The following is a 20,305-nucleotide window of genomic DNA, read 5'->3' on the forward strand; positions in this document are numbered from 1 at the left end:
AGTTTGGATGGTATTAAATTGACACAAAATAATATTAGTGAGCAAGAAGGCTCTCTTCTTGGAGCCGCTGACATTCGTAGGATTGCAGCAGAAGAGGGTATTACTCCTACTAAAAAATTCGGTCAAAATTTCGTTATTGACCCTGGTACGGTTAAGAAAATCGTTACTGCGTCAAAAATTAATTCAAACGATTTTGTTATGGAAGTAGGCCCTGGTCTTGGCTCTCTTACACTTGCGATTCTTCAAGCTGGCGCAAATCTTACGGCTGTAGAAATAGATCCTCCGCTTGCTAAACGTTTGCCGAGTACCGTTAAAGAATTTATGCCTAACGCCTTAGAACGATTTAATGTGATTCTTAAAGACGCGCTCGAATTAAACGCTCAAGACGTTCCCAATTTAGCAAATGCACAACACTTTACTCTTGTTGCCAATCTTCCTTATAACGTTGCAACCCCTATTATTCTTACACTTCTTGAAAAGTTTAATAATCTTACAAGTTTCCTTGTAATGGTTCAAAAAGAGGTGGCAGATCGCCTCTGCGCTCAACCAGGCACAAAAACATATGGAACTCCAAGTGTAAAGTTGGCTTGGTATGGCGAATCTCAAAAAGCTGGTTTAATTGGTAGAAATGTATTCTGGCCTGCTCCAAATGTTGATTCTGCTCTCGTTTATTTTGAAAGAAATAACGAGATAAGAGAAGATGAGCAAGAGCGAGAAAAAGTGTTTAAAATTATTGATGCAGCGTTCCAACAGAGAAGAAAAACACTGCATTCTGCTCTTAAAGGCATTATTTCTAATGAATCGTACGATATTGCCGGAATAGACCCAACTAGGCGTGGAGAGACCCTTACATGCGCAGAATTCTTGGCTCTTTATAAAGCTTCGCAGATATGAATTATTTTTAAAAACACAGTCATACATAGTAAGTAAAATTGCTAGTATTGTTTTGTGTATAAAACATTATGATTTATGCATAATTGCAAGTCTCGTACAATAAGATACGCAACAGAAACATAGTACAGATCGGAAGTTAGCATGACGCAATTTTACGACGAGCGGCTGGCGCGCAGAGAGTTCATGTATCAAAAGAAACGATTTGTACTTACTACTGTTGGAATTTGTGTTGGAGCAGCGTTTCTTCTTGCTGTTCTAGTGCAATGCCATGTATTTGGTATTGCTGCCTCTAAAACTCCAGAAATCGACCCAAATTATGGAGTTCAAGCGCCTTGCCCTACAAAAAATAAAGATGAGAATAAGGCTACTTATATCGATAATCGTGCTGTTCCTATTCGAGTACTAAACGGAACAAAATTCCGTGGATTCGCAAGAGCGGTAGGAGAAGGACTACGAAACCGCGGTTTTAACCTGATTGAAGTTGGAAATAGCGAAAAAAGTGTAAAACGCACAACAATCTACTTTGGTAAGAAATCAATTAATGAAGCTTATACTTTAGCTGCTAACTTTAAAGACGCTATTTTGCGAATGGACGATAGACAAGATAAGCTAATTGACGTGGTTTTAGGCGTAACATTCAACAATCTTAAACCTAAGACTGATGTTCCTGCAGCAGGTGCAACAATAGTTGAAATAAAAGGATGCGCTGATTTTAACTCTATGAAAAATCTTCCAAAATCCGCAAATCATAATCCAGTTCAATAAGTTTTATTCAACAACATGATGTTAAATAAAGCAAAATAAAGTTAGAATAATAAAACTTTACTTATTTAAGCTACTTATTTAAGCTGGAATACCATTTCTTTAATTCCTCAACAGCAATATCGTGATCTACTGGACCGTTATCAAGGCGATAATCCAACATATGCTTATATGCTTTACCAACAATAGGACCAGGTTTCAAATCAAGCAATTGCATAATCTCATTGCCATCTAGGTCTGGACGAATCGCGTTAAAATCTTCCTGCTTTTTAAGCTCTTTAACTCGCTCTTCCATCTCATCCATAGCCTGCTCAAACATCAGCGATTTACGCTTGTTCTGTGTAGTTGCATCCGCGCGGGTTAGACGATTTAATCTCTCATACAAGTGTCCTGAATCCTTAACATATCTGCGTACAGCAGAATCAGTCCAAGGCTCGTCAACATATCCATGGAATCGCAAATGCAGATTCACAAGCTCGCTTACATCATCAATAATATGATGATCAAAATGAAGAGCTTTCATGCGTTTGCGAGTCATTTTAGCTCCAACAACATCATGATGGTGGAAACTTACTTTTCCGCCTTCTTCAAATTTTCTAGTACGAGGTTTGCCAATATCATGCAAAAGAGCAGCAAGTCTCAAAGTCAAATCGGGTCTAGGAACCGCGCCTTCGTTATCTGTTTCTAATGCTATTGCTCGTTCAAGAACCATCATTGTATGCTCAAAAACATCCTTATGCCTGTGATGTTCGTCAATTTCTAAGCGCAATGCAGGAATTTCTGGCAAAACCCTATCTGCAATACCAGACTCGACCATAGCTTCAATACCAGCACGAGGATTAGCAGAAAGCAGCATTTTTGTTATTTCATCGCGGACGCGCTCTGCAGAAACAATATCCAACCTAGAAACCATATCTAAAATAGCTTCTGCAGTATTTGCTTCAATAGTGAAACCAAGTTGAGCAACAAAACGAACAGCACGCATCATTCTTAAAGGATCATCGTCAAAAGATTGACGAGGATCTACTGGAGTACGCAGAATACCTTTTGCTAAATCATTCGCTCCACCGAATGGATCTACAAATTCCAAATCTGGAACACGCAAAGCCATTGCGTTCACAGTAAAATCACGCCTAGAAAGATCACCTTCCAAAGTATCGCCATATTTTACTTCTGGTTTCCTAGAATCTGGCTCATAGTCATCACATCGGTATGTTGTTATCTCGACTTTTACTTCTGTTCCGTCTTTTCTGCGACGCACAGCTCCAAGCGTGCCAAATTTTCGACCCATATCCCAAAAGCCATCGTGCCCCCAACTCCTAAGAATATGCTCAAATTCTTCTGGTTTGGCAGAAGTGCAAAAATCAAGATCGTGCGACGTTCTATGCAACAACATGTCTCGTACAGGACCGCCTACAAGAGCCAGCTCATAATTATGTTTAGCGAATAATCTACCCAACTCCATGGCTTCAGGCCAAACTTCAAAGTTCACAGACACGCTTGGAAACACCCTTTCAACAAAAATCAAACTATATTCCAGCATACCGTTACCCCAATGCACAGCGGATTGAGTAAGGTGGAGTGTATGGTTACCCCAGCAGACTTAAGACGCATGCTCGCCAGAGCCTCGGATAATCATGCCCAAAATACGCCAGATATTCGAGTTACACCACTTGATATCGCTAGAATGAAAAGCAAAATACAGCCTCAACAGGCAGAAGAAGACGAGTCAATTTTCGTTGATATTTCAAGCTTTTCGAGCGATTATCACGTTGAAAATATTCATGTTGATATAACGGAATCTCGCCAACAAATAACATCATTAGAGGCACCTTCTCCAGCTTTAATGCCTCAGAGAAGAGTTAACGACGGTCCTAAAACTTTTGCCTCTTTAGATGCTCAAGACTTACCTATTGTGAGAGAATATTCCGCTGGAGGACTAGTTTTTGACACCCTTGGGCGTGTCGCGATTATAGCTCGTCATTCAAGAAGTGGGCATATGGAATGGTGCTTGCCGAAGGGTCATATAGAAAAAGGCGAAACTCCTCAGCAAACAGCTGTTAGGGAAATTCATGAGGAAACTGGAATTCTTGGAGAAGTAGTGGATTCTATTGCTACTATTGACTACTGGTTTACTGGAACAAGTCAACGTGTGCATAAGCTAGTTCATCATTTTGCTTTGAAATATGTTAGTGGAGAACTATCTGTTCTTGGAGATCCAGACCATGAGGCAGAAGATGCAATTTGGGTGGATTTCAAAGAGCTTAATGATGTTTTAAGCTATCCTAATGAACGCAAGATAGCGTGGATGTACGCTAAAAAGGCAAATAGGCGGTCTAATCGTGATTAATGTGATTGATTTTGCAAACAACCAATTACGGGAGTTACAAAAAGTCACTAATAAAATCGCCCGTAAAATGTTTTATTTTAAAAATCCTACTCAATTTTGTTTTAAATTTAGTATTACTTTAATTCTTGTAGTACTTTTGCTTGCTATTACACCGCTTTATTGTGTTTCAAATACAGCTTTTGCTTACGAATCATCGCAGAATACAAGCCATTTATCTAACGTTAATCAAGCTTCTGTAAAATATTACGAATCTTATAATTCCAAGGATAAGGGTATTTCTTTACAAATAGTTAAATCAACTTCAATTCTTACAGACAAAAGCGGATACCATATAACCATTTTGGTTAAAAATACTGGTTCTCAAGATTTTCCAGATGGAAAAATTCAGGTTGCATTTAACCCTTGGTACACGTTTATGTCTAGGACTGATTTGCAAAAATGGAGTCAAGCCGAGTCCAGAATCCCTACTCCTCAGCTAATTGGCGAAGTTAGCGTTCCAGCTCTTGCTCGTGGCAAATCTTATAACGCGCAAATTGATGTTGACTCAAACAGCCCTAATCTTTCTAACATCCTTTATTGGGGACCAAAGCCTCTTTCTGTAACGTATTCTTCATCGGATTTTAAGCATTATTCTTCTGTAAAATCGTTTGTAACACGAGCAAATATTGGCGTTAAAAACATACAAACACCTCCGATTAATGTCACATTGCTTATTCCTATAGTCGCTAAAGCATCTGACTGGCGTTATGAAATTAACAAGCAGAATATTTCTCCTTCGATGAATATTCCACCTAGCGAATCTAATATTGTTTCTAAAGAGGAATCTAAAGCAGATACTAAAAAAGAAAATTCGGACAAAACTAACACAAAAACGGTTGCTGGCGACTCTTCCCAAGTAAGCAAAGATTTAAACCAATTTAAAGACAATAGAAAAATAAGGTTAAGCAAAAAGAGCATAAAGCATATTGCTTCTTTGATATCTCTTGCACAAAAGCATCCTCGATTACAAACGATAGCAGATTTAAATACTCTTAAATCTTCTGGAATTAGCTTCACTCCTTCTGCATTTATGCAAAATAACGGTTTTGACATAAGTAAATATGCTGAAACAAGTAATTCTTCTTACTACCAATCATCTGGGATTGACGCTGAGTCTTGGAGTGAAGAATCGTCAATTCCAAAAGATCATACAGGTAAAGCGCCAAAATTCGAGTCATACGCTTTTCAAACAGGCGGAAAATGGACCTTAAAGGCACTAGAACAGGCTAAAAGCAATGGTTATAAGACCGTTGTGGCAACAAACGGATTTGATGCTTTAGCGCACCGTTTTGCAGTTAAGAATGGCGTGTATGACGTTCAGACTTCTTTTGGAAACGTAAAAGTGCTTTCCTCGCAAGAAACTCTTAGTGATTTGGCAAACGAAAAACCAACAAGTAGTAGGTCAACTGGCGAAAACACTAATGCTGGAAAACTAAACAGGATTATTGCTCAAAGCGCGTTTTATCAGATGGAACAACCGTATTCTTCAAGACACTTGCTTATAACATTCCACCAAGATACGCCATCTTCTTATATCGATTCTGTTATAAGCAATTTGGAAAAATCTCCGTGGATTTCCCTGCTAGATTTAAGATCTTTATCTAACGCAAAATCTTTTTCTAAAGAATATCTTGGGTACAATCCAGTTCCTAAAGATAGTGCGATATCAAACGAATCTATAATCAATAGAAAGTCAATTCTAAATCAACTATCTTCAGATAGAGAAAACATTAAACAGTTCATAAGTGATATTCTTGACCACGGTGAATTAAATAATCATCACGTTAATGAGTCAGATGTTCAATCTCTTGCAAAACAAAACGCAAAACTGAAAATTAACCAGAACAGCAATATTTGGAGTAAGAATCTTCTTAAACTTTTTGATGCTATGGCTCAACGAGAAGTAAATGATAGTAGACCAAATAATGTTGATTCTAAAGGCACTCATAATCTATCCAAAATTTTAATTTCTGGAATACATATTATTCCTCCAAAAGATGTAACGCTTGTAAGCGAAACAGCAACAATGCCGATTACGATCAGCAATACTAATCCATACCCTGTTAGCGTATATCTTACTTCTTACACTAATTCAATGGAGATAGTAACTCCTAGAAAAACTCCAGTTAAGATTGCTGCAAATAGTGAAACACAAATTATTCTGCCACTTAGATCTACAACTTCTAGTAAAGCTAGAGCAATTTTCGGACTAGAAGATAGAAGCCATCGCGCTTTCTACAATCATAAAGAAACAATGATTACAAGCACGCTGCAAATCAGCGATAAAAGCGGTACGATTATTATAATATTTGCCTTCGCGCTTGGAATTTTAGGGCTTTGGAGGCAGTTCCACCGTAAAAAGGATCCAGACGAATGAATTCAGTAGGCCGCAACTCAATCATAATGGCAAGCGGCACGGCAGCTTCAAGAATAACTGGTCAGGTTAGAACTATATTACTTGCTGCAGCCCTTGGTACTACAGGTCTAGCAGCTAATGCATATCAGGCTGGGTCCATGATTCCTCAGCTTATTTACACTCTTGTGTCTGGTGGCATTTTCAATGCTGTTTTAGTTCCACAAATCGTTAAAACTCTGGAAAAACAAGATGCAAAAGATAGGTTAAATAAGCTTATAACCTTTGCGATTATTCTGCTTTTAGGCGTAACCGCTTTAATGGCAATTGCCACACCTGTTTTAACATGGCTCTATGTTGGCTCAAACCAATCCATGATTGCTCTTACTAACGCTTTTACGTTATGGTGCATGCCTCAAATATTTTTCTATGGACTTTACACCGTGCTCGGTCAAGTTTTAGCCGCAAAAGGCAAGTTTGCAATGTACGCTTGGAGTTCCGTTGCAGCAAATATCGTCAGTTGCGTGGGCTTCGGCGTTTTTATTGCAATTTTTGGCAGAGCAAGCAGGCAGCCAGTGGGTTTTTGGAACAACACTACTATGCTTCTTACTGCAGGATTTTGGACTTTGGGTGTTGCAGCTCAGGCGCTTGTTTTATTTATTCCTCTTAGAAAAATCGGATTAAAATACAAACCAAGTTTCGGCATTAGCGGCATTGGTTTGCGTTCAATGGGCCCTGTTGCAGCATGGAGTTTTGCAATAGTGGCTGTTAGTCAGCTTTCTACAATGGCAACTACTCACATAACTACAAGCGCTCCTTCTGTAGCAGAAAAAACGTTGGGGTTAAGTCAATTTGATGTTGCTGGAAATGCTACTTTTCAAAACGCATACACAATGTTTATTCTTCCTTATTCGCTTATTGCCGTATCGGTTGCTACCGCTGTTTTTCCTAAAATTTCTAGATCAATAACAAACCATGATTTATCAACAGTTCGTGCAGATTTAAGCTCTTGTCTTAGAAATGTAAGCATTTTAATGTGCTTCTTTAGTGTTGCTTTTATTGTGATTCCAATGCCTATATCTTTGGCTCTTTTACCTTCAATCAGCATAAAAGAAGCGTATCTTATGGCAAATCCGCTTATGATGCTTTCGCTTGGATTGCCTTTATCTAGCGCATATTTGATTATTCAACGCACATTCTACGCTTTTGAAGACGGTAAACATCCGTTTATGTTTTGTGCAGCACAATTATTTGTGGAACTTATTATTGTATTTTCTTGCATACAATTCCTTCCGCCAAACTATTGGGTTACCGCTTTAGCTGCAGCCGCATCTTTTAGTTATATTCTCACTTTTCCTTCGCTTGTTAAAATGATTAGATCTCGTTTTAACAACGATTTAGACGATAAGCAGCTTGTTATTACGCATCTAAAGGTGCTTGCAGCTTCTATAGTATCTATTCTTGTTGGAATTTTGTTTAGAGAATTTATTTACAAATGGATTTCTTTAGATTCATCAAACCTCCATGGTGTTAGTCGTTGGTTGCTTGCGATTTTTGTTTGTGCAATTATCACCATTATTTTGGCGATTATTTACATATCTATCTTGTTACTTTTAAGAACGAGTGAACTGGCAGGTCTTATTAATCCAATTCTTAGAAGAATCGGTGTAAAACTGCCATTTTTGTTGAATCTTGAAAACATCAATAAAAGCAAGTTAAATAATAAACAGACTAATCATAGTGAAAATAATAAGAATGCACATACTAGGATTATTAGATCGAAAATAAATCAACACAGTGAGCGATAATTAAATCAAGATAATTAAATGCAGTAACTCAGGGCGTTTCACTAGATTCTACAGTTACAATAATTTGTGGGATTTATTATGTAACGCATTATTATTCATTACTCATGTAGGAAGACGGGGAGTAGATGAAACCTCAGTTGGGAGATATTATACTTGATCGCTACGCTTTAGTATCACCTTTGCGCGAAGAAGCGGGTCTTCAAGCATGGCATGCTAGCGATCGTATACTTGCTCGCGATTGTCAGCTTTTTATAGTACGTGATTCTCGTTTTCTTCCAGAAGTCAACACTATATCTTCTACTCTTGCTCTGTCCAGAATACGCAAATTTACGCCAGTTTTGAAGCTTCATCATATAGATGATGTCGCTATTATTATAACCGAGCTGGATTCTGGAGTAACTTTAAGCGATTATATGAAGCTACATAGTTCAACACTTAGCTATGAAGCAATACGTTCCATAGTTGCAGAAACAGCTAATGCGCTTAGTAAACTGTTAGCAGATGGAATAACACACTATGCTATTTCTACGAATACCGTAAGGCTTACTGATTCTGGAGTAGAACTGGCAGATGCTCCGATAAGCCCTCTTTTAAAAGATGTGACTATTGAAGATGAAAAGCCAAAAAAGTCAGCAGAAGATGGGGAGTCTGCTGTAGAGTCTGCCGACGAAGGTTCAGGTAACGATTTTAACCATCCTAAAGCTCAAAATAAGAGCATAGAAAATATTGCTACGCATCAACTTTCAGCATTGCTATATGCTCTACTAACTAGAACAAATTACACTCAGAATAATTCTGTATTTAATCTTTCTAGGCTTACAGATGGAGTGCCTAGTGAATTTTCTATGATTTGTAGAAGAGGACTTTCTTCTACAGAAGATTCCAATATTATACCTATGGCATCAATAGGAGAGCTATTAGCATTACTTGGATCTTATACTCCTGTTAGAAAACTTTCTGATAAAGATATTATTTTTGATAAAACTACAAGTAAAGCCTCCGTTCAAAATGCGTTATTGCTTCCAGAAGACGATAAAAATCTTCTTGATTTTCCAGAAGGATTAGCCCAAAATGAGGACTTGCTCGAAAATAAATTATCAGAACAGGAGTCCAATAACAGTCTTGACTCTGTTGAGAAACTAGATGATAGTAAACAGGGTAAATCCAATAAAAATGCTGGTTTTACAGGCGGATTGTCTGCAGCAGGAGCTGGTTTAAAAAATGCTGGAAGAACTATAGGAGCATTAAGCGCTCTTCTTAAAAGAAACAATAAGAACGATTTAGATAATAATTCAGATTCTTCTACAGAAACTGACTCTACTGGAACAGATTATGACTTCCATGATATTGCTGCCGCAGAAATGGCTAATATTTTAGCACCTACGGAACTTGATGCAGATGATTCTATATTCCACAACCTATCTTCCACATACACAAGTTTTCCTAGTTATTCAGAAAGCAAGTCTTCTGATGCGTTAAATAATGAAGAAGCAGAAAAATATAACAATATAGAAAACGAATCAGATTCTAAAAACGATTATTCACAAAAAGATAATTTAGCTTCCCCATTAATGCCTAGAAGATTTGATTTTGAAGACCTTCTCACAGATAACACTAAACACACTGAGCTGATGTCTAGACCACAAAGTTTACCTTTGGAAGCAGAATCAACAGGTAGGGTTCCAGTTGTAGATAGTAATGGGCGTTTTATTGCTCCTGGAGAAGAATCTGCACGCGCTTTGCGTGAAGAAGAGTTGGAAAATGGTGACTATGAAGATTATGATGGCGGTTCTTTAAAGTCATCTTATTCTTCAATGCCTCCTAGTTTCCAGCCTCATGAGCGTCAGGAATCTCTGGAGTCCAAAAAGAATTCTGGGCAGAATGGCGTGGATATAGCAGACGCAAAAATTTTTGGCGGTATTTCAACAAAGGTTCTTGCAATCAGTGTTGTTGCAATATTGGTTGTAGTGGTATTCGCATTATCTTTGCATAGTCTTTTTAATTCTCATGATGCTCCTTCTAGTTTTACAAAATCTAACTCGTGGGATTCTCAAAGCGTAGAAAATGTTCCTTTTGGAAGTCAAGGTGTTCTTCCAGAAGATAAAAGTGATTCGTCTAAGAATAAAGCAAAATCTGATTCCAATGCTGTTTCTAAGGCTGATGCAAACGCAAAGAAAGACAAATTAAATAAAGAAAACAAATCAAATAAAAGTAAGCATAAAAAACTTAATAAGAGTAAGAAGGTAAAGCAGGTTCCAAAACCTAAAATGCCTACTAACACTACGCCTTATCCTATAGATGTACAACAATTCTTGGATTACACGGCTAACCAGAGAGGTTATGGCTATTACATGCATTTGGCTCAACCTCAAGAAGCATATCGTTTTGTTGTTTCAATTCGTTCTTCTGGAGGACATGGTTATTTGATTGCGAATTCTAAAAATGATCCTAGTGCTGGAGATAAAGTTGCTGATTTTACCTTTGATGCCAGTGGTGTAACAGATGTAAAGTTCAAAAAACCTATTACGGCACAAGACTTTATTTTGTGGGTTCCAGAGGACTCTATGCCTCAAAACAGCCTATACATTAATTACGTAAAAATTTACTAAATTTTATTAAGATTATTGAGAATATTAGGAATATTTTATGGAAAAACTAAACAAAAAAGTAATAATTATTGGCTCTGGCCCTGCGGGTTATACTGCGGCATTGTATTTAGCACGCGCAGGCTACACTCCTTTGGTCATTGCTGGAGCATTAACTCCTGGTGGACAACTCATGAACACTACAGAGGTTGAAAATTATCCAGGATTTGTAGATGGAATACTTGGACCAAATTTAATGGAAGCTATGCAAAAGCAAGCAGAAAAATTTGGAGCACAAATTATATTAAACGATGTCGTGTCTGTAGATTTTAAGGACGATTTGAAGACAGTTACAACAGACGATGGAGAAACTTATACAGCAAATGCAGTAATCATTTCTACAGGCTCGCAAGTGCGAAAATTGGGGGTTCCTGGAGAGCAAGAATACTCTGGACGAGGTGTTTCTTATTGTGCAACTTGTGATGGATTCTTCTTTAGAGGAAAACCAATCGTTGTAGTTGGCGGAGGCGATTCAGCTTTTGAAGAGGCATTGTTCCTAACTAGATTTGGTTCTTCTGTAACATTGATTCATAGGCGCGATTCATTCCGTGCTTCTAAAATCATGATTGATAGAGCTCGCAAAAATGAGAAGATTAAATTTGTTTTAAACTCTGTTGTTCAATCAATAAATGGTTCCAATGAAGATGCTCAGTCTGTAACTGTAAAAAATGTTGTAACTGGAGAAACTCAAGATATTGAAGCATCTGGTATTTTCGTTGCTATTGGTCATCTACCATCAACCTCATTCTTAAATAACTCTATAGCTCTTAACGAAGATGGAACTATTTCAGTACAGGGTGCATCTACTAAAACATCTATTCCTGGTATTTTTGCTGCAGGAGATGTGGTAGATAGCGTTTATAGGCAAGCAATATCTGCAGCAGGAATGGGCTGCCGCGCTGCTCTTGATGCTCAAGCTTATTTAAATGATTTAAGCGAATAATAAATTATGTTCCACGTGAAACAAAAAGCTTCAATGAATTACTTTTAAAGTAATTCATTGAAGCTTTTCAGTTTGTATTATGTTAATTTATGTTGCTAATCTTTTTTGTTTACTAAAATGTCAAAAATCCTTTGCATTTCTTCTGGAGATGAAAATACAATTTCGATTCTTCCATGGTTTTCTGTGCCCTTAATTGCAACTTTTGTAGAAAATATATTCTCAAGTTGTTTTCTAATAGGAGAATGCGCCCACTTATTATTTCTTTGAACCCTATTTCTCTTAGAAGACTCATCACTATTGTCTACTCTAATAGACACAATCTCTTCAGTACTTCTAACAGATAAGCCTTCTGCAATTATTCGTTTTGCCAATGATTCCATTTCTTCAGATGTAGGCAAAGCAAGAAGTGCGCGAGCATGACCTGCAGAAAGAACACCAGATGCAACATGCTTTTGCACGCTAGCTGGAAGATTTAACAGACGTAAAGTGTTTGCTATTTGCGGACGTGATTTAGACACAGATTTTGAGAGTTGAACCTGTGTTAATCCAAAATCATCAATCATCTGAGCATACGCTGCAGCTTCTTCTAAAGGATTTAAAGCAACTCTGTGCAGATTCTCCAAAAGAGCATCTCTAAGCATATTCTCATCAGAAGTTGTTCTAACAATTGCTGGAACTTTTTTAAGACCAGCTAATTGAGTTGCTCTCCATCTGCGCTCACCCATTATTAATTCATAATGAGCATTATGCGTATCCTCTTGATCTATGTTATTAATTTTTCGCACAACAATAGGCTGCAAAACTCCAACTTCTTTGATTGATGCAGCTAATTCTTGAAGCTCTTCTTCATCAAAAATCGTACGCGGCTGGTGAGCATTTGGAACAATATCAGTTGGATCTAAATATGCTAAATAGCCGCCTTCAACAGGTTTTAATTCTTTATTTTCCGCGTTGTGTTTTTCATCAATTGTTTTATTAAAAATTTTCTTTTCTTCAGTTTTTTGTTTTGAAGACACAAACGTTTTAGACGCAGAATCACCAAAGAAAAAGTCAATTGGTCTAGTTACATCGTCAATTGATGGCATAGAAGATCGCTTTGACGAATGCTTATTTTTATTAGCAATCGGCGGCACTGTTTCACGTGAAACGGTGGTTTTTTGAACATTATTTTGACCTTCATGTGGAGAAATTGCTTTATCAATACTAGGAACTTTAGTTTCACGTGAAACATCGTTAAAAACATCTTTTTGTATTAATGTTTCATGTGAAACATTTTCATTATTTTTTGCCTCAGCATTAACAAGAGCATTTTCCCCAGGTAGTGCAGGAAATAGCGCCCCTAACCCTTTGCCTAAACGAGATTTAGTTGTACTCATTATGCATTACCCTCTCTTTTAGCGTCAATTACAGCTAAAATAGCATCAGACTTATTTGCTATCTCTAACGCAGCTTCCCTATACGACACTGCTCCAGTTCCGTGTGGATCATAAGTTATAACACTTTGATTAAAACTTGGTGCTTCTGGTATTTTGACAGTTCTTGGAATGGTAGTATTTAGAACAATATTTGGATAATGGTTTTTAACTTCTTGAAACACTTCTCTACCAAGAAGAGTTCGCTTATCAAACATCGTTACTAACATTGTTGAAACAACCAGCGTAGGATTGTAATGTTGTTGCACTAATCCAATTGTCCTAATGAGTTGTCCTAATCCTTCTAGTGCATAATATTCAGCTTGAATTGGTATTAGCATTTCATGAGCAGCACACATCGCGTTAATTACCAAAAGACCTAGAGATGGTGGACAATCAATAAACACATAATCGTAGTGCTCATTATTATTGCCAAGAAACTCATTAACAGCATTTTTAAGAAGATTATTTCGATCTTCCATCTGCGCAACTTCTAGTTCTGCTCCACTTAAATCAATAGAAGCAGGAACAACATCAAGTCCTTCAATATCTGGGCAAGTTTTCTTTACTTCAGCAATAGTTTTTCTTCCCTCGATAACATCATAAACAGAGGGATCTGCTGAAGAATGAGGTATATTCATAGCTGTGGAAGCATTACCCTGAGGGTCCATGTCAATCAACAAAACTTTTGAACCACCAATAGCCATAGCTGCAGATAAATTTACAGCCGAACTGGTTTTGCCAACACCACCCTTTTGATTCGCAACAGCAATAAATCGCGTTTCTTTAGGCTTAGGAAAAACTACCCCATCAATGGCATGAAATCGGCTTGATATATTAGCCAATTCACTACCTAAGGAAGATCCAGAATCTCCAAAAATACGCTTAATCGTATCTTCAGCTGACTCCACCATAACTTCATCCACCCCCGACCACCTATGGGAAAATTACCATAATTTAACCAATTTAAACCTTAGTATTTTCAAGTTTCGTTTCTTCTATGGACATAAAACACAGCAAAAAGAGCACAAGTTTCACGTGAAACACGTGCTAAATATAAAGGAAAATGACGAAAGATAGAAAACAAAATAAACTATATTATACGTATTTTATACAAACATTTTTACATAAAAATATTTGTTTCACGTAAAACACTGGAAGATTAAAGTTTCACGTGAAACGAATTATTTTATATGTAATTAATAATATGAATTATGCTTTGTCAACTAATACAACAGTCGTAGATTGAAGACCATTTGCAACAGGAGCATCAACAACCCTAGGATTCACACCCTTCGCTTTTTTGATCATTTTTGCGGCTTTCTCAATTTCAGCCTGGGCAGATTTTCCCTTTAACGCAATCAGTTGACCATGCGTATTTAATAGAGGGATAGTCCACCCTGCTAGTTTTGTCATAGGTGCTACAGCTCTACACGTTACAACGTCAAACGGTGATATATCATGAGATTTTATTTTTTCAATAATTTCATCTGATCTTCCGTGAAAAATAGTGACATTGTCTAATCCCATAAGTTCTACACATTCTTTTAGCCAAAGAACGCGTCTTTCCATAGGTTCAATTAATGTTACATCACAATCAGGCAAACATGCTGCTATAACAATACCAGGGAATCCACCACCACTTCCTACGTCTGCTATAGATTTTTTCTTAGACTTTTTAATAGCTTCCTTAATAAAAGGAACAACAGCTGCAGAATTTAATATATGTCTTTCCCAGAGAATACTCATATCTCTAGGTCCAACTAATCCTCTCAGCAAGCCCTCTTTTTGAAGTTTCACGTGAAACATCTTACATTTATCAAGAGCATCACCTAAAACTTCGCTTAGCAATGGTGAATTTTCTAATTCATCAATTGTCTCTTGAGTATTATCGTTATTATCTTTATTTAAATTTTCTTCCATACTTCCCCGCGCTTATCAAATAAAAAGTAACACAATAAAACATTTTTTGTTTCATTGTGTTACTTTTATAGTGTTTCAACAGCCTCGTGCAATCATGAAAATTGCAAAATCTTAAATCAGTCTTCTATATACTCTTCATCTACGTCAACAGCTATATCATCAAGATCTTCGTCTTCAACTGCACTTACAGGCATATAAACGGTTACATAACGATGTGGTTCTTCTCCATGAGACCTAGAACGCAGACCCTCATCTCGCACAGTGTCATGAATGACTTTACGTTCAAATGAATTCATCGGCTTCAATTCAACTGGATCCCCAGTCTCACGAACCTCATCAACAGCATCCAAAGCAATATCACGCAAATGCTGACGCTTACGCTTAAGGAATCCATCAACATCGACAATTAAATGAGATCTCTCACCAGTTTTTTGTTGAATAGCTAATCGGCTAAGCTGCTGCAATGCGTCAACAACTTCTCCATCCCTGCCAATCAAATGCTTAATATCGGAATCATCATCCGCAACAATCTGAATCATCGGTCTATTGTTACGAACACCCATTTCAATATCGCCCTCATAATCAGCAATATCTAGAAGTCCTTCTAAGTAATCGGCAGCTATATCAGCTTCCTCATTGAGCTGGTCAATGCTTCTAGTTTCGTCTTGCGCCATTTACATACTCCTTAATTGCAATAAATGTCAAGAATCACAATTCTGTTTACAAGTGTAACTGAAGATAAATCCAAAATTACCTACTTGTTTATTCACATATTTTTATCTATTTATTTTTTCGCTTACGCGTAGGCTGCTTACGTTGAAACCCTTCGGCTTCTCTACGCTTAGCTTCTTCGCGAGCTTTTTGAAGCTTTTCTTCTTCAATAGATGGCAATCCTTCGCGCTTTCTGCGCTCTGTTTCTTTTTTGTAATCGCGCTCTTCTTTTTCCTCGGCTGCAGGAGAGCCAGGAGTTGGGAAAGCATATACCTGCCAAATAGAACGAAGCATATTCATAATGTTGTTTACAAGCCAATAAACAAGCATTGCAAATGGAAGAGCGAATGCAGAGAAAACGTAGATTAATGGGAATCCCCACATCATAAGTTTTTGCATCGTATACTGGGGACCCTGCTTCGATTCTGGCGGAAGATTCTTACGAATATTGTTAAATTGCATGTACCACATTGCAGCACACATCAATATAACAAAGATTACAATAACAACTTTTCCGCCCGCTTGAACCGTCATAAACGTGTCGGAAACACCAACGCCAAACACATGAGTTTTAACAAATTGCTGTGCTGTAGCAACATCAAAAGCACCAAGAGCAGTATGCTTGCCTCTAGCAATAAATGGTATAACGGAAAGCGTGTACCAAATACTCATAAACGCTGGACCTTGAATCATCATTGGCAGGCAGCTTCCTGCAGGATTTGCGTTGTTTTCTTGATACAGCTTCATCATTTCTCGCTGCATGGCTTCTTTGCTAGCAGGATCGCTTTTACCCTTATACTTTTGCTGAATTTTCTTCATTTTAGGAGCGATTGCTTGCATATTGCGCATACCTTTAATGCTTTTTATAAAGGCAGGGAATATGCACGCGTGCACAACAAGCACAAGGAAAACGATTGAAAGTACCCAAGAGAATCCAATTTCATTCATCCCAATAAGAACAAATAGCTTGTGGAAAAGTGACATTACTTGAGTCATAAGCCATTCAACTGGCGTAAGGATTTTATAAAACCATCCCCAAATTCCGTTATCAAGTAAGAAATGATCTTGATTAAACATTAGTTATCCTTGTCTTCGTCAGCCAAGGGAGTTAACCGTGGCTCTTCATGCGCTTTAGACCAGGCGCAACGATAAAAAATTGAATATTTTCGTGGTACGTCGTCAATACTGCAGCTAGTCCATGGTCTACAGCGCAACAGACGTAAAACGGCTAGAATACCACCCTTAAACGCCCCATAGCGGCTAACGGCTTCTATAGCGTATCTTGAGCACGTTGGATAATAACGACAGCAAGCAGGTCTTTTGGCAGAAATCACGCGTTGATACCAGCGAATCGCTTTTATAATCAAATTCGCTACAACACTATTTCTACCGCTCATGATTCATCACTGCTCCTGCGAGCTTGCTTTACTATCACTATCTTCGCTAGTTTTTAAGCACATAGTTTGCATGAATTGATTTTGATCTTGAAGATTTTTAGCTATTTTGCCGAAAATCTTTTTGATTTGCTCATTCAACGAATCAAACGAAGATTGTGCAGCAGTAGGTTTTGCACGCAATACTACATCGCAACCATATGGAAGCAACGACTCATGCTCTTTTGCTATTACCCTAAAACGTCGTTTTACCTTATTTCGAATAACAGCTTTTCCAACTGATTTAGATACAGCAAGACCTAACCTTAAAGCAACATCATTTTTTTGAGGTTGCTTTAAGGTATCACAAAATGCCGCGGGAGTGTTTTCAAAACCCGTGGCAATATCATCTGGACTTACTTTTCTGTCTTCGTTAAGCGCGTCTAATACGGTTACACATACACGCATATCATAATGCGCGACTATATCCCGTGAACACACTTTGCGTCGTTTTTTGAGCACCGCAACAAAATCGCGATGGCCTTTCAGCCTATCCATGCTTTACGACGCGTCCCAGCTCAGGCAGAAAGTGTCTTGCGGCCCTTGGCACGACGACGGTTAATCACTGCGCGACCAGCACGCGTACGCATGCGGACGCGGAAGCCGTGCTTCATGTGACGACGACGGTTGTTAGGCTGGAATGTCCTCTTCATAACTAACGCTCCTGTATTTAGCCATGCAAAAGCATGGCTCCGTATGAGTCAAGCTATACCAAATTACTATCACCCCTCACCAAGAGCTAAAATTTTATTAATTATCGTGTTCTAAATAGGACTTTTAGAATAATTCTTATTCTCTAAATAACTTTATAAATCTATTAAAAAACGTAAATAATTCGTCTTAAAATCGTTGGAAAATGTGGATTACTAAGTTTTACATTATCCACAAATTACACACATGTTATTAACATACAAGTATTTTCAACACGCTAGGCTGTGGATAACTTCTTAGGGTCGGAGTAAACATATTCTACTAGCACTCTTTTCACACATAAATGTGTATTAAAAAAATACACTGAGTTGTTAATGCGAAAAGGAAATTACTTTTGATTGGGGGTGTAACATGTCTGAAGCCTTTGAGGATCCTAGTGCTCAAGCCGCCATAGTATGGTCTAATACTCTCGCCGTGTTGCGCCATAATGCACTTCTAAGCAATCGGGATAAAAGTTGGTTTGAGAGTGTAAAACCTGAAGCTATTTTTGGAACAACAATTGTTTTATGCGTTTCTAATATTGAGACTCAGCAAGCTCTGCAAAACGAACTTAGTTCTGCTCTGCTAACTTCTTTGAAAATTTGTACTGGAAAAGACATGTTTCCAGCATTTAAAATTATCCAAAATAGTGAGAAAGAGAATAACAATACTTTACAAAATGTAAGTAATACTTCAAAAACTTCTCAATCGCTAGATAATACTACAAATAATAATTCTGATTCGTCAGATTCTAATGATTCTTCTGATCCTAAAAAAGTTGAATCTTTTTTGGACGATTCTTATGATTCAATTCCTGTACAGAAAGATTTTGATTACGCAACTGGTTTGAAAACCATGCAAAATACAAATCTCAATGTGCAATCTATTAATCAAAAGCAGACAAATATACCTGCATCAGTTAATAGAGATCCAACAACTCATTTGAATACTTATGCCACTTTTGACACGTTTGTTCCTGGCGATTCCAATCGTTTTGCTCGCACAGTAGCATTGGCAGTTGCAGAAGGCTCAGGACGCGATTTTAATCCTTTGTGTATTTACGGTGGATCTGGTCTTGGCAAAACACATTTGCTTAACGCAATTGGAAATTATGCGCTTGTTAAAGATTCTTCCCTTAAAGTTCGATATATTACAAGCGAAGAGTTTACTAATGAATTTATTGAGGCTTTACAAAATACAAGTCAAAATCAAGGTCAGATTGCTAACTTTAATAGAAGATACCGCGAAGTTGACGTTCTACTAATCGATGATATTCAATTTTTAGGTGGTAAAGAAGCAACTCTTGAACAATTTTTCCATACTTTTAACGCTTTATATCAGGCTAATAAAAGAATCGTAATAGCTTCTGATGTTGCTCCTAAAAATCTTAGAGGATTTGAATCTAGACTTATTTCTAGATTTGAATCTGGTTTAACAGTAGATATTAAACCGCCTGATTTAGAAACTCGTATTGCTATTTTACGAATGATGGCTTCTATGAATGGGTCCAATGTTCCTAGTGATGTTTTGGATCTTATTGCGGAACGTTTTACTGAAAATATTCGCGAACTTGAAGGCGCTTTAACTCGTGTTACGGCGGTTGCTTCTCTTAGTAACCAACCAGTTAGTAAGGCTTTAGCTGAGCAAGCTTTACAGGACTTTTTTGCATCCGATATTGAAGTTAGACCAACAGATATTATCGGTCAGGTTGCTCAATATTTCCATATGACTTTTGATGAGATGGTTGGAAGATCAAGAACTAAAAATGTTGCTTTAGCTCGTCAAATTGCAATGTATTTAGCTAGAGAAATGACTAGCATGAGCTTGGTTGATATTGGAGAAGTTTTTGGTGGAAGAGATCATACCACTGTTATGCATGCTTATACCAGAATTAGTGGCGAAATGCAGGAAAAGCAAGAAATTTATAACTATGTTATGGAATTGACTGTTCGTTTGAAACAAAATCCTTCCAAAAAATAGAGTTTTGCACAAGTTTATTCATAATTTGTTTATTAAAGTAAATAAAGTTATCCACATAGTTAGTAACAAATGTGGGCAAAAGCTGCGAATAACTGGTGGAAAACGCCGTTTAAAAAGTGAATAAACTGTTTTTAACTACGGTAAAAATGTTAATAATCTAAAAATTAGAAAATTATGTGGATAACTTCAGCATTTATGCACATACTTCTCTTTGTGTTGTCAACATTTTTAAATTGTGGATAAAGGCTCTAAATCAGCAGTTCTTTAACTTTATCCACATGTTAACAACCTTTATTACTTTTACTATTTTATTTTTATCTAATATTCATATTTAATTACTTACTCAACTAACTTTCATAAAA

17 protein-coding genes are annotated in these 20,305 nt (G+C 37.4%); 8 read left to right on the plus strand and 9 right to left on the minus strand.

Annotated elements, in window-relative coordinates; translation table 11 throughout:
- Positions 1 to 3 precede the first annotated feature (3 nt).
- Positions 4 to 894: a 16S rRNA (adenine(1518)-N(6)/adenine(1519)-N(6))-dimethyltransferase RsmA gene (rsmA, locus tag HXT25_RS02945; RefSeq protein ID WP_004114054.1), complete on the plus strand. Its 891-nt coding sequence runs from the start codon at positions 4 to 6 to the stop codon at positions 892 to 894.
- 141 nt (positions 895 to 1,035) lie between these two features.
- Entirely contained in the window at positions 1,036 to 1,659 is a 624-nt protein-coding gene (locus HXT25_RS02950; protein ID WP_162860814.1) for a LytR C-terminal domain-containing protein, read from the plus strand.
- 70 nt (positions 1,660 to 1,729) lie between these two features.
- On the opposite strand, the gene HXT25_RS02955 is transcribed toward HXT25_RS02950, so the two are convergent.
- The gene (locus HXT25_RS02955) at positions 1,730 to 3,199 is read right to left on the minus strand and encodes a CCA tRNA nucleotidyltransferase (protein ID WP_004114050.1); all 1,470 of its coding nucleotides are present in this window, start codon (positions 3,197 to 3,199) and stop codon (positions 1,730 to 1,732) included.
- A 42-nt stretch (positions 3,200 to 3,241) separates the two neighbouring features.
- On the opposite strand from HXT25_RS02955, the gene HXT25_RS02960 reads away from it, so the two are divergent.
- The 5 genes from HXT25_RS02960 to trxB all read left to right on the plus strand — a co-directional run bounded on the left by HXT25_RS02960 (position 3,242) and on the right by trxB (position 11,794).
- The gene (locus tag HXT25_RS02960) at positions 3,242 to 4,006 is read left to right on the plus strand and encodes an NUDIX domain-containing protein (RefSeq protein ID WP_004114048.1); all 765 of its coding nucleotides are present in this window, start codon (positions 3,242 to 3,244) and stop codon (positions 4,004 to 4,006) included.
- Positions 3,999 to 6,422 (plus strand): DUF6049 family protein, encoded by a 2,424-nt coding sequence (locus HXT25_RS02965; RefSeq protein ID WP_004114046.1) that lies wholly within the window; start codon positions 3,999 to 4,001, stop codon positions 6,420 to 6,422. Before HXT25_RS02960 ends, HXT25_RS02965 begins: the two co-directional genes overlap by 8 nt.
- Positions 6,419 to 8,206, plus strand: a complete 1,788-nt coding sequence (gene murJ, locus HXT25_RS02970) for a murein biosynthesis integral membrane protein MurJ (protein ID WP_013399360.1) — start codon at positions 6,419 to 6,421, stop codon at positions 8,204 to 8,206. Before HXT25_RS02965 ends, murJ begins: the two co-directional genes overlap by 4 nt.
- Positions 8,207 to 8,331: 125 nt before the next feature.
- A complete protein-coding gene (locus tag HXT25_RS02975) occupies positions 8,332 to 10,815 on the plus strand; it encodes a hypothetical protein (protein WP_004137677.1) in 2,484 nt (827 codons plus the stop codon).
- A gap of 37 nt (positions 10,816 to 10,852) precedes the next feature.
- Complete coding sequence (gene trxB / locus HXT25_RS02980; RefSeq protein ID WP_422118650.1) at positions 10,853 to 11,794, plus strand: thioredoxin-disulfide reductase; 942 nt, start codon at positions 10,853 to 10,855, stop codon at positions 11,792 to 11,794.
- A gap of 95 nt (positions 11,795 to 11,889) precedes the next feature.
- Here the strand turns inward: trxB and HXT25_RS02985 are convergent, their stop codons facing one another.
- The 8 genes from HXT25_RS02985 to rpmH all read right to left on the minus strand — a co-directional run bounded on the left by HXT25_RS02985 (position 11,890) and on the right by rpmH (position 17,926).
- Positions 11,890 to 13,170: a ParB/RepB/Spo0J family partition protein gene (locus HXT25_RS02985; RefSeq protein ID WP_101886667.1), complete on the minus strand. Its 1,281-nt coding sequence runs from the start codon at positions 13,168 to 13,170 to the stop codon at positions 11,890 to 11,892.
- A complete protein-coding gene (locus tag HXT25_RS02990) occupies positions 13,170 to 14,120 on the minus strand; it encodes a ParA family protein (RefSeq protein ID WP_174160350.1) in 951 nt (316 codons plus the stop codon). The genes HXT25_RS02985 and HXT25_RS02990 overlap by 1 nt, the downstream gene beginning before the upstream one ends.
- Before the next feature lie 298 nt (positions 14,121 to 14,418).
- Positions 14,419 to 15,129, minus strand: a complete 711-nt coding sequence (rsmG, locus tag HXT25_RS02995) for a 16S rRNA (guanine(527)-N(7))-methyltransferase RsmG (protein ID WP_004114039.1) — start codon at positions 15,127 to 15,129, stop codon at positions 14,419 to 14,421.
- A gap of 116 nt (positions 15,130 to 15,245) precedes the next feature.
- The gene (locus HXT25_RS03000) at positions 15,246 to 15,803 is read right to left on the minus strand and encodes a protein jag (RefSeq protein ID WP_004114037.1); all 558 of its coding nucleotides are present in this window, start codon (positions 15,801 to 15,803) and stop codon (positions 15,246 to 15,248) included.
- 106 nt (positions 15,804 to 15,909) lie between these two features.
- Positions 15,910 to 16,917, minus strand: coding sequence for a membrane protein insertase YidC (gene yidC, locus HXT25_RS03005; RefSeq protein WP_410312355.1), 1,008 nt, complete (start codon positions 16,915 to 16,917; stop codon positions 15,910 to 15,912).
- Positions 16,917 to 17,237: a membrane protein insertion efficiency factor YidD gene (gene yidD, locus HXT25_RS03010; protein WP_016827106.1), complete on the minus strand. Its 321-nt coding sequence runs from the start codon at positions 17,235 to 17,237 to the stop codon at positions 16,917 to 16,919. The genes yidC and yidD overlap by 1 nt, the downstream gene beginning before the upstream one ends.
- A gap of 6 nt (positions 17,238 to 17,243) precedes the next feature.
- On the minus strand, positions 17,244 to 17,771 hold the full coding sequence (gene rnpA, locus HXT25_RS03015; RefSeq protein WP_101891691.1) for a ribonuclease P protein component: 528 nt from the start codon (positions 17,769 to 17,771) through the stop codon (positions 17,244 to 17,246).
- Positions 17,772 to 17,791: 20 nt separating this feature from the next.
- Positions 17,792 to 17,926 carry a 50S ribosomal protein L34 gene (gene rpmH / locus HXT25_RS03020; RefSeq protein WP_004114029.1) on the minus strand — a complete coding sequence of 45 codons (135 nt, stop codon included), beginning with the start codon at positions 17,924 to 17,926 and terminating at the stop codon, positions 17,792 to 17,794.
- A 409-nt stretch (positions 17,927 to 18,335) separates the two neighbouring features.
- Here rpmH and dnaA point away from each other — a divergent pair, with 409 nt between their 5' ends.
- Entirely contained in the window at positions 18,336 to 19,943 is a 1,608-nt protein-coding gene (dnaA, locus tag HXT25_RS03025) for a chromosomal replication initiator protein DnaA (protein WP_004114028.1), read from the plus strand.
- The last annotated feature ends 362 nt before the right edge of the window (positions 19,944 to 20,305 follow it).

The sequence above is a fragment of the Gardnerella sp. DNF00476 genome (assembly GCF_049262735.1).
Classification (GTDB): Bacteria; Actinomycetota; Actinomycetes; order Actinomycetales; family Bifidobacteriaceae; genus Bifidobacterium; species Bifidobacterium vaginale.

Excerpts from the sequence above, each read along its gene's own strand:
- trxB (WP_422118650.1), top strand. The coding sequence starts at position 10,853 with ATGGAAAAACTAAACAAAAAAGTAATAATTATTGGCTCTGGCCCTGCG.
- HXT25_RS02990 (WP_174160350.1), bottom strand. The coding sequence starts at position 14,120 with ATGGTGGAGTCAGCTGAAGATACGATTAAGCGTATTTTTGGAGATTCT.
- yidC (WP_410312355.1), bottom strand. The coding sequence starts at position 16,917 with ATGTTTAATCAAGATCATTTCTTACTTGATAACGGAATTTGGGGATGG.
- dnaA (WP_004114028.1), top strand. The coding sequence starts at position 18,336 with ATGTCTGAAGCCTTTGAGGATCCTAGTGCTCAAGCCGCCATAGTATGG.
- rnpA (WP_101891691.1), bottom strand. The coding sequence starts at position 17,771 with ATGGATAGGCTGAAAGGCCATCGCGATTTTGTTGCGGTGCTCAAAAAA.
- HXT25_RS02955 (WP_004114050.1), bottom strand. The coding sequence starts at position 3,199 with ATGCTGGAATATAGTTTGATTTTTGTTGAAAGGGTGTTTCCAAGCGTG.
- yidD (WP_016827106.1), bottom strand. The coding sequence starts at position 17,237 with ATGAGCGGTAGAAATAGTGTTGTAGCGAATTTGATTATAAAAGCGATT.
- rpmH (WP_004114029.1), bottom strand. The coding sequence starts at position 17,926 with ATGAAGAGGACATTCCAGCCTAACAACCGTCGTCGTCACATGAAGCAC.
- HXT25_RS02985 (WP_101886667.1), bottom strand. The coding sequence starts at position 13,170 with ATGAGTACAACTAAATCTCGTTTAGGCAAAGGGTTAGGGGCGCTATTT.
- HXT25_RS02975 (WP_004137677.1), top strand. The coding sequence starts at position 8,332 with ATGAAACCTCAGTTGGGAGATATTATACTTGATCGCTACGCTTTAGTA.
- HXT25_RS02950 (WP_162860814.1), top strand. The coding sequence starts at position 1,036 with ATGACGCAATTTTACGACGAGCGGCTGGCGCGCAGAGAGTTCATGTAT.
- HXT25_RS03000 (WP_004114037.1), bottom strand. The coding sequence starts at position 15,803 with ATGGCGCAAGACGAAACTAGAAGCATTGACCAGCTCAATGAGGAAGCT.
- HXT25_RS02960 (WP_004114048.1), top strand. The coding sequence starts at position 3,242 with ATGGTTACCCCAGCAGACTTAAGACGCATGCTCGCCAGAGCCTCGGAT.
- murJ (WP_013399360.1), top strand. The coding sequence starts at position 6,419 with ATGAATTCAGTAGGCCGCAACTCAATCATAATGGCAAGCGGCACGGCA.
- rsmG (WP_004114039.1), bottom strand. The coding sequence starts at position 15,129 with ATGGAAGAAAATTTAAATAAAGATAATAACGATAATACTCAAGAGACA.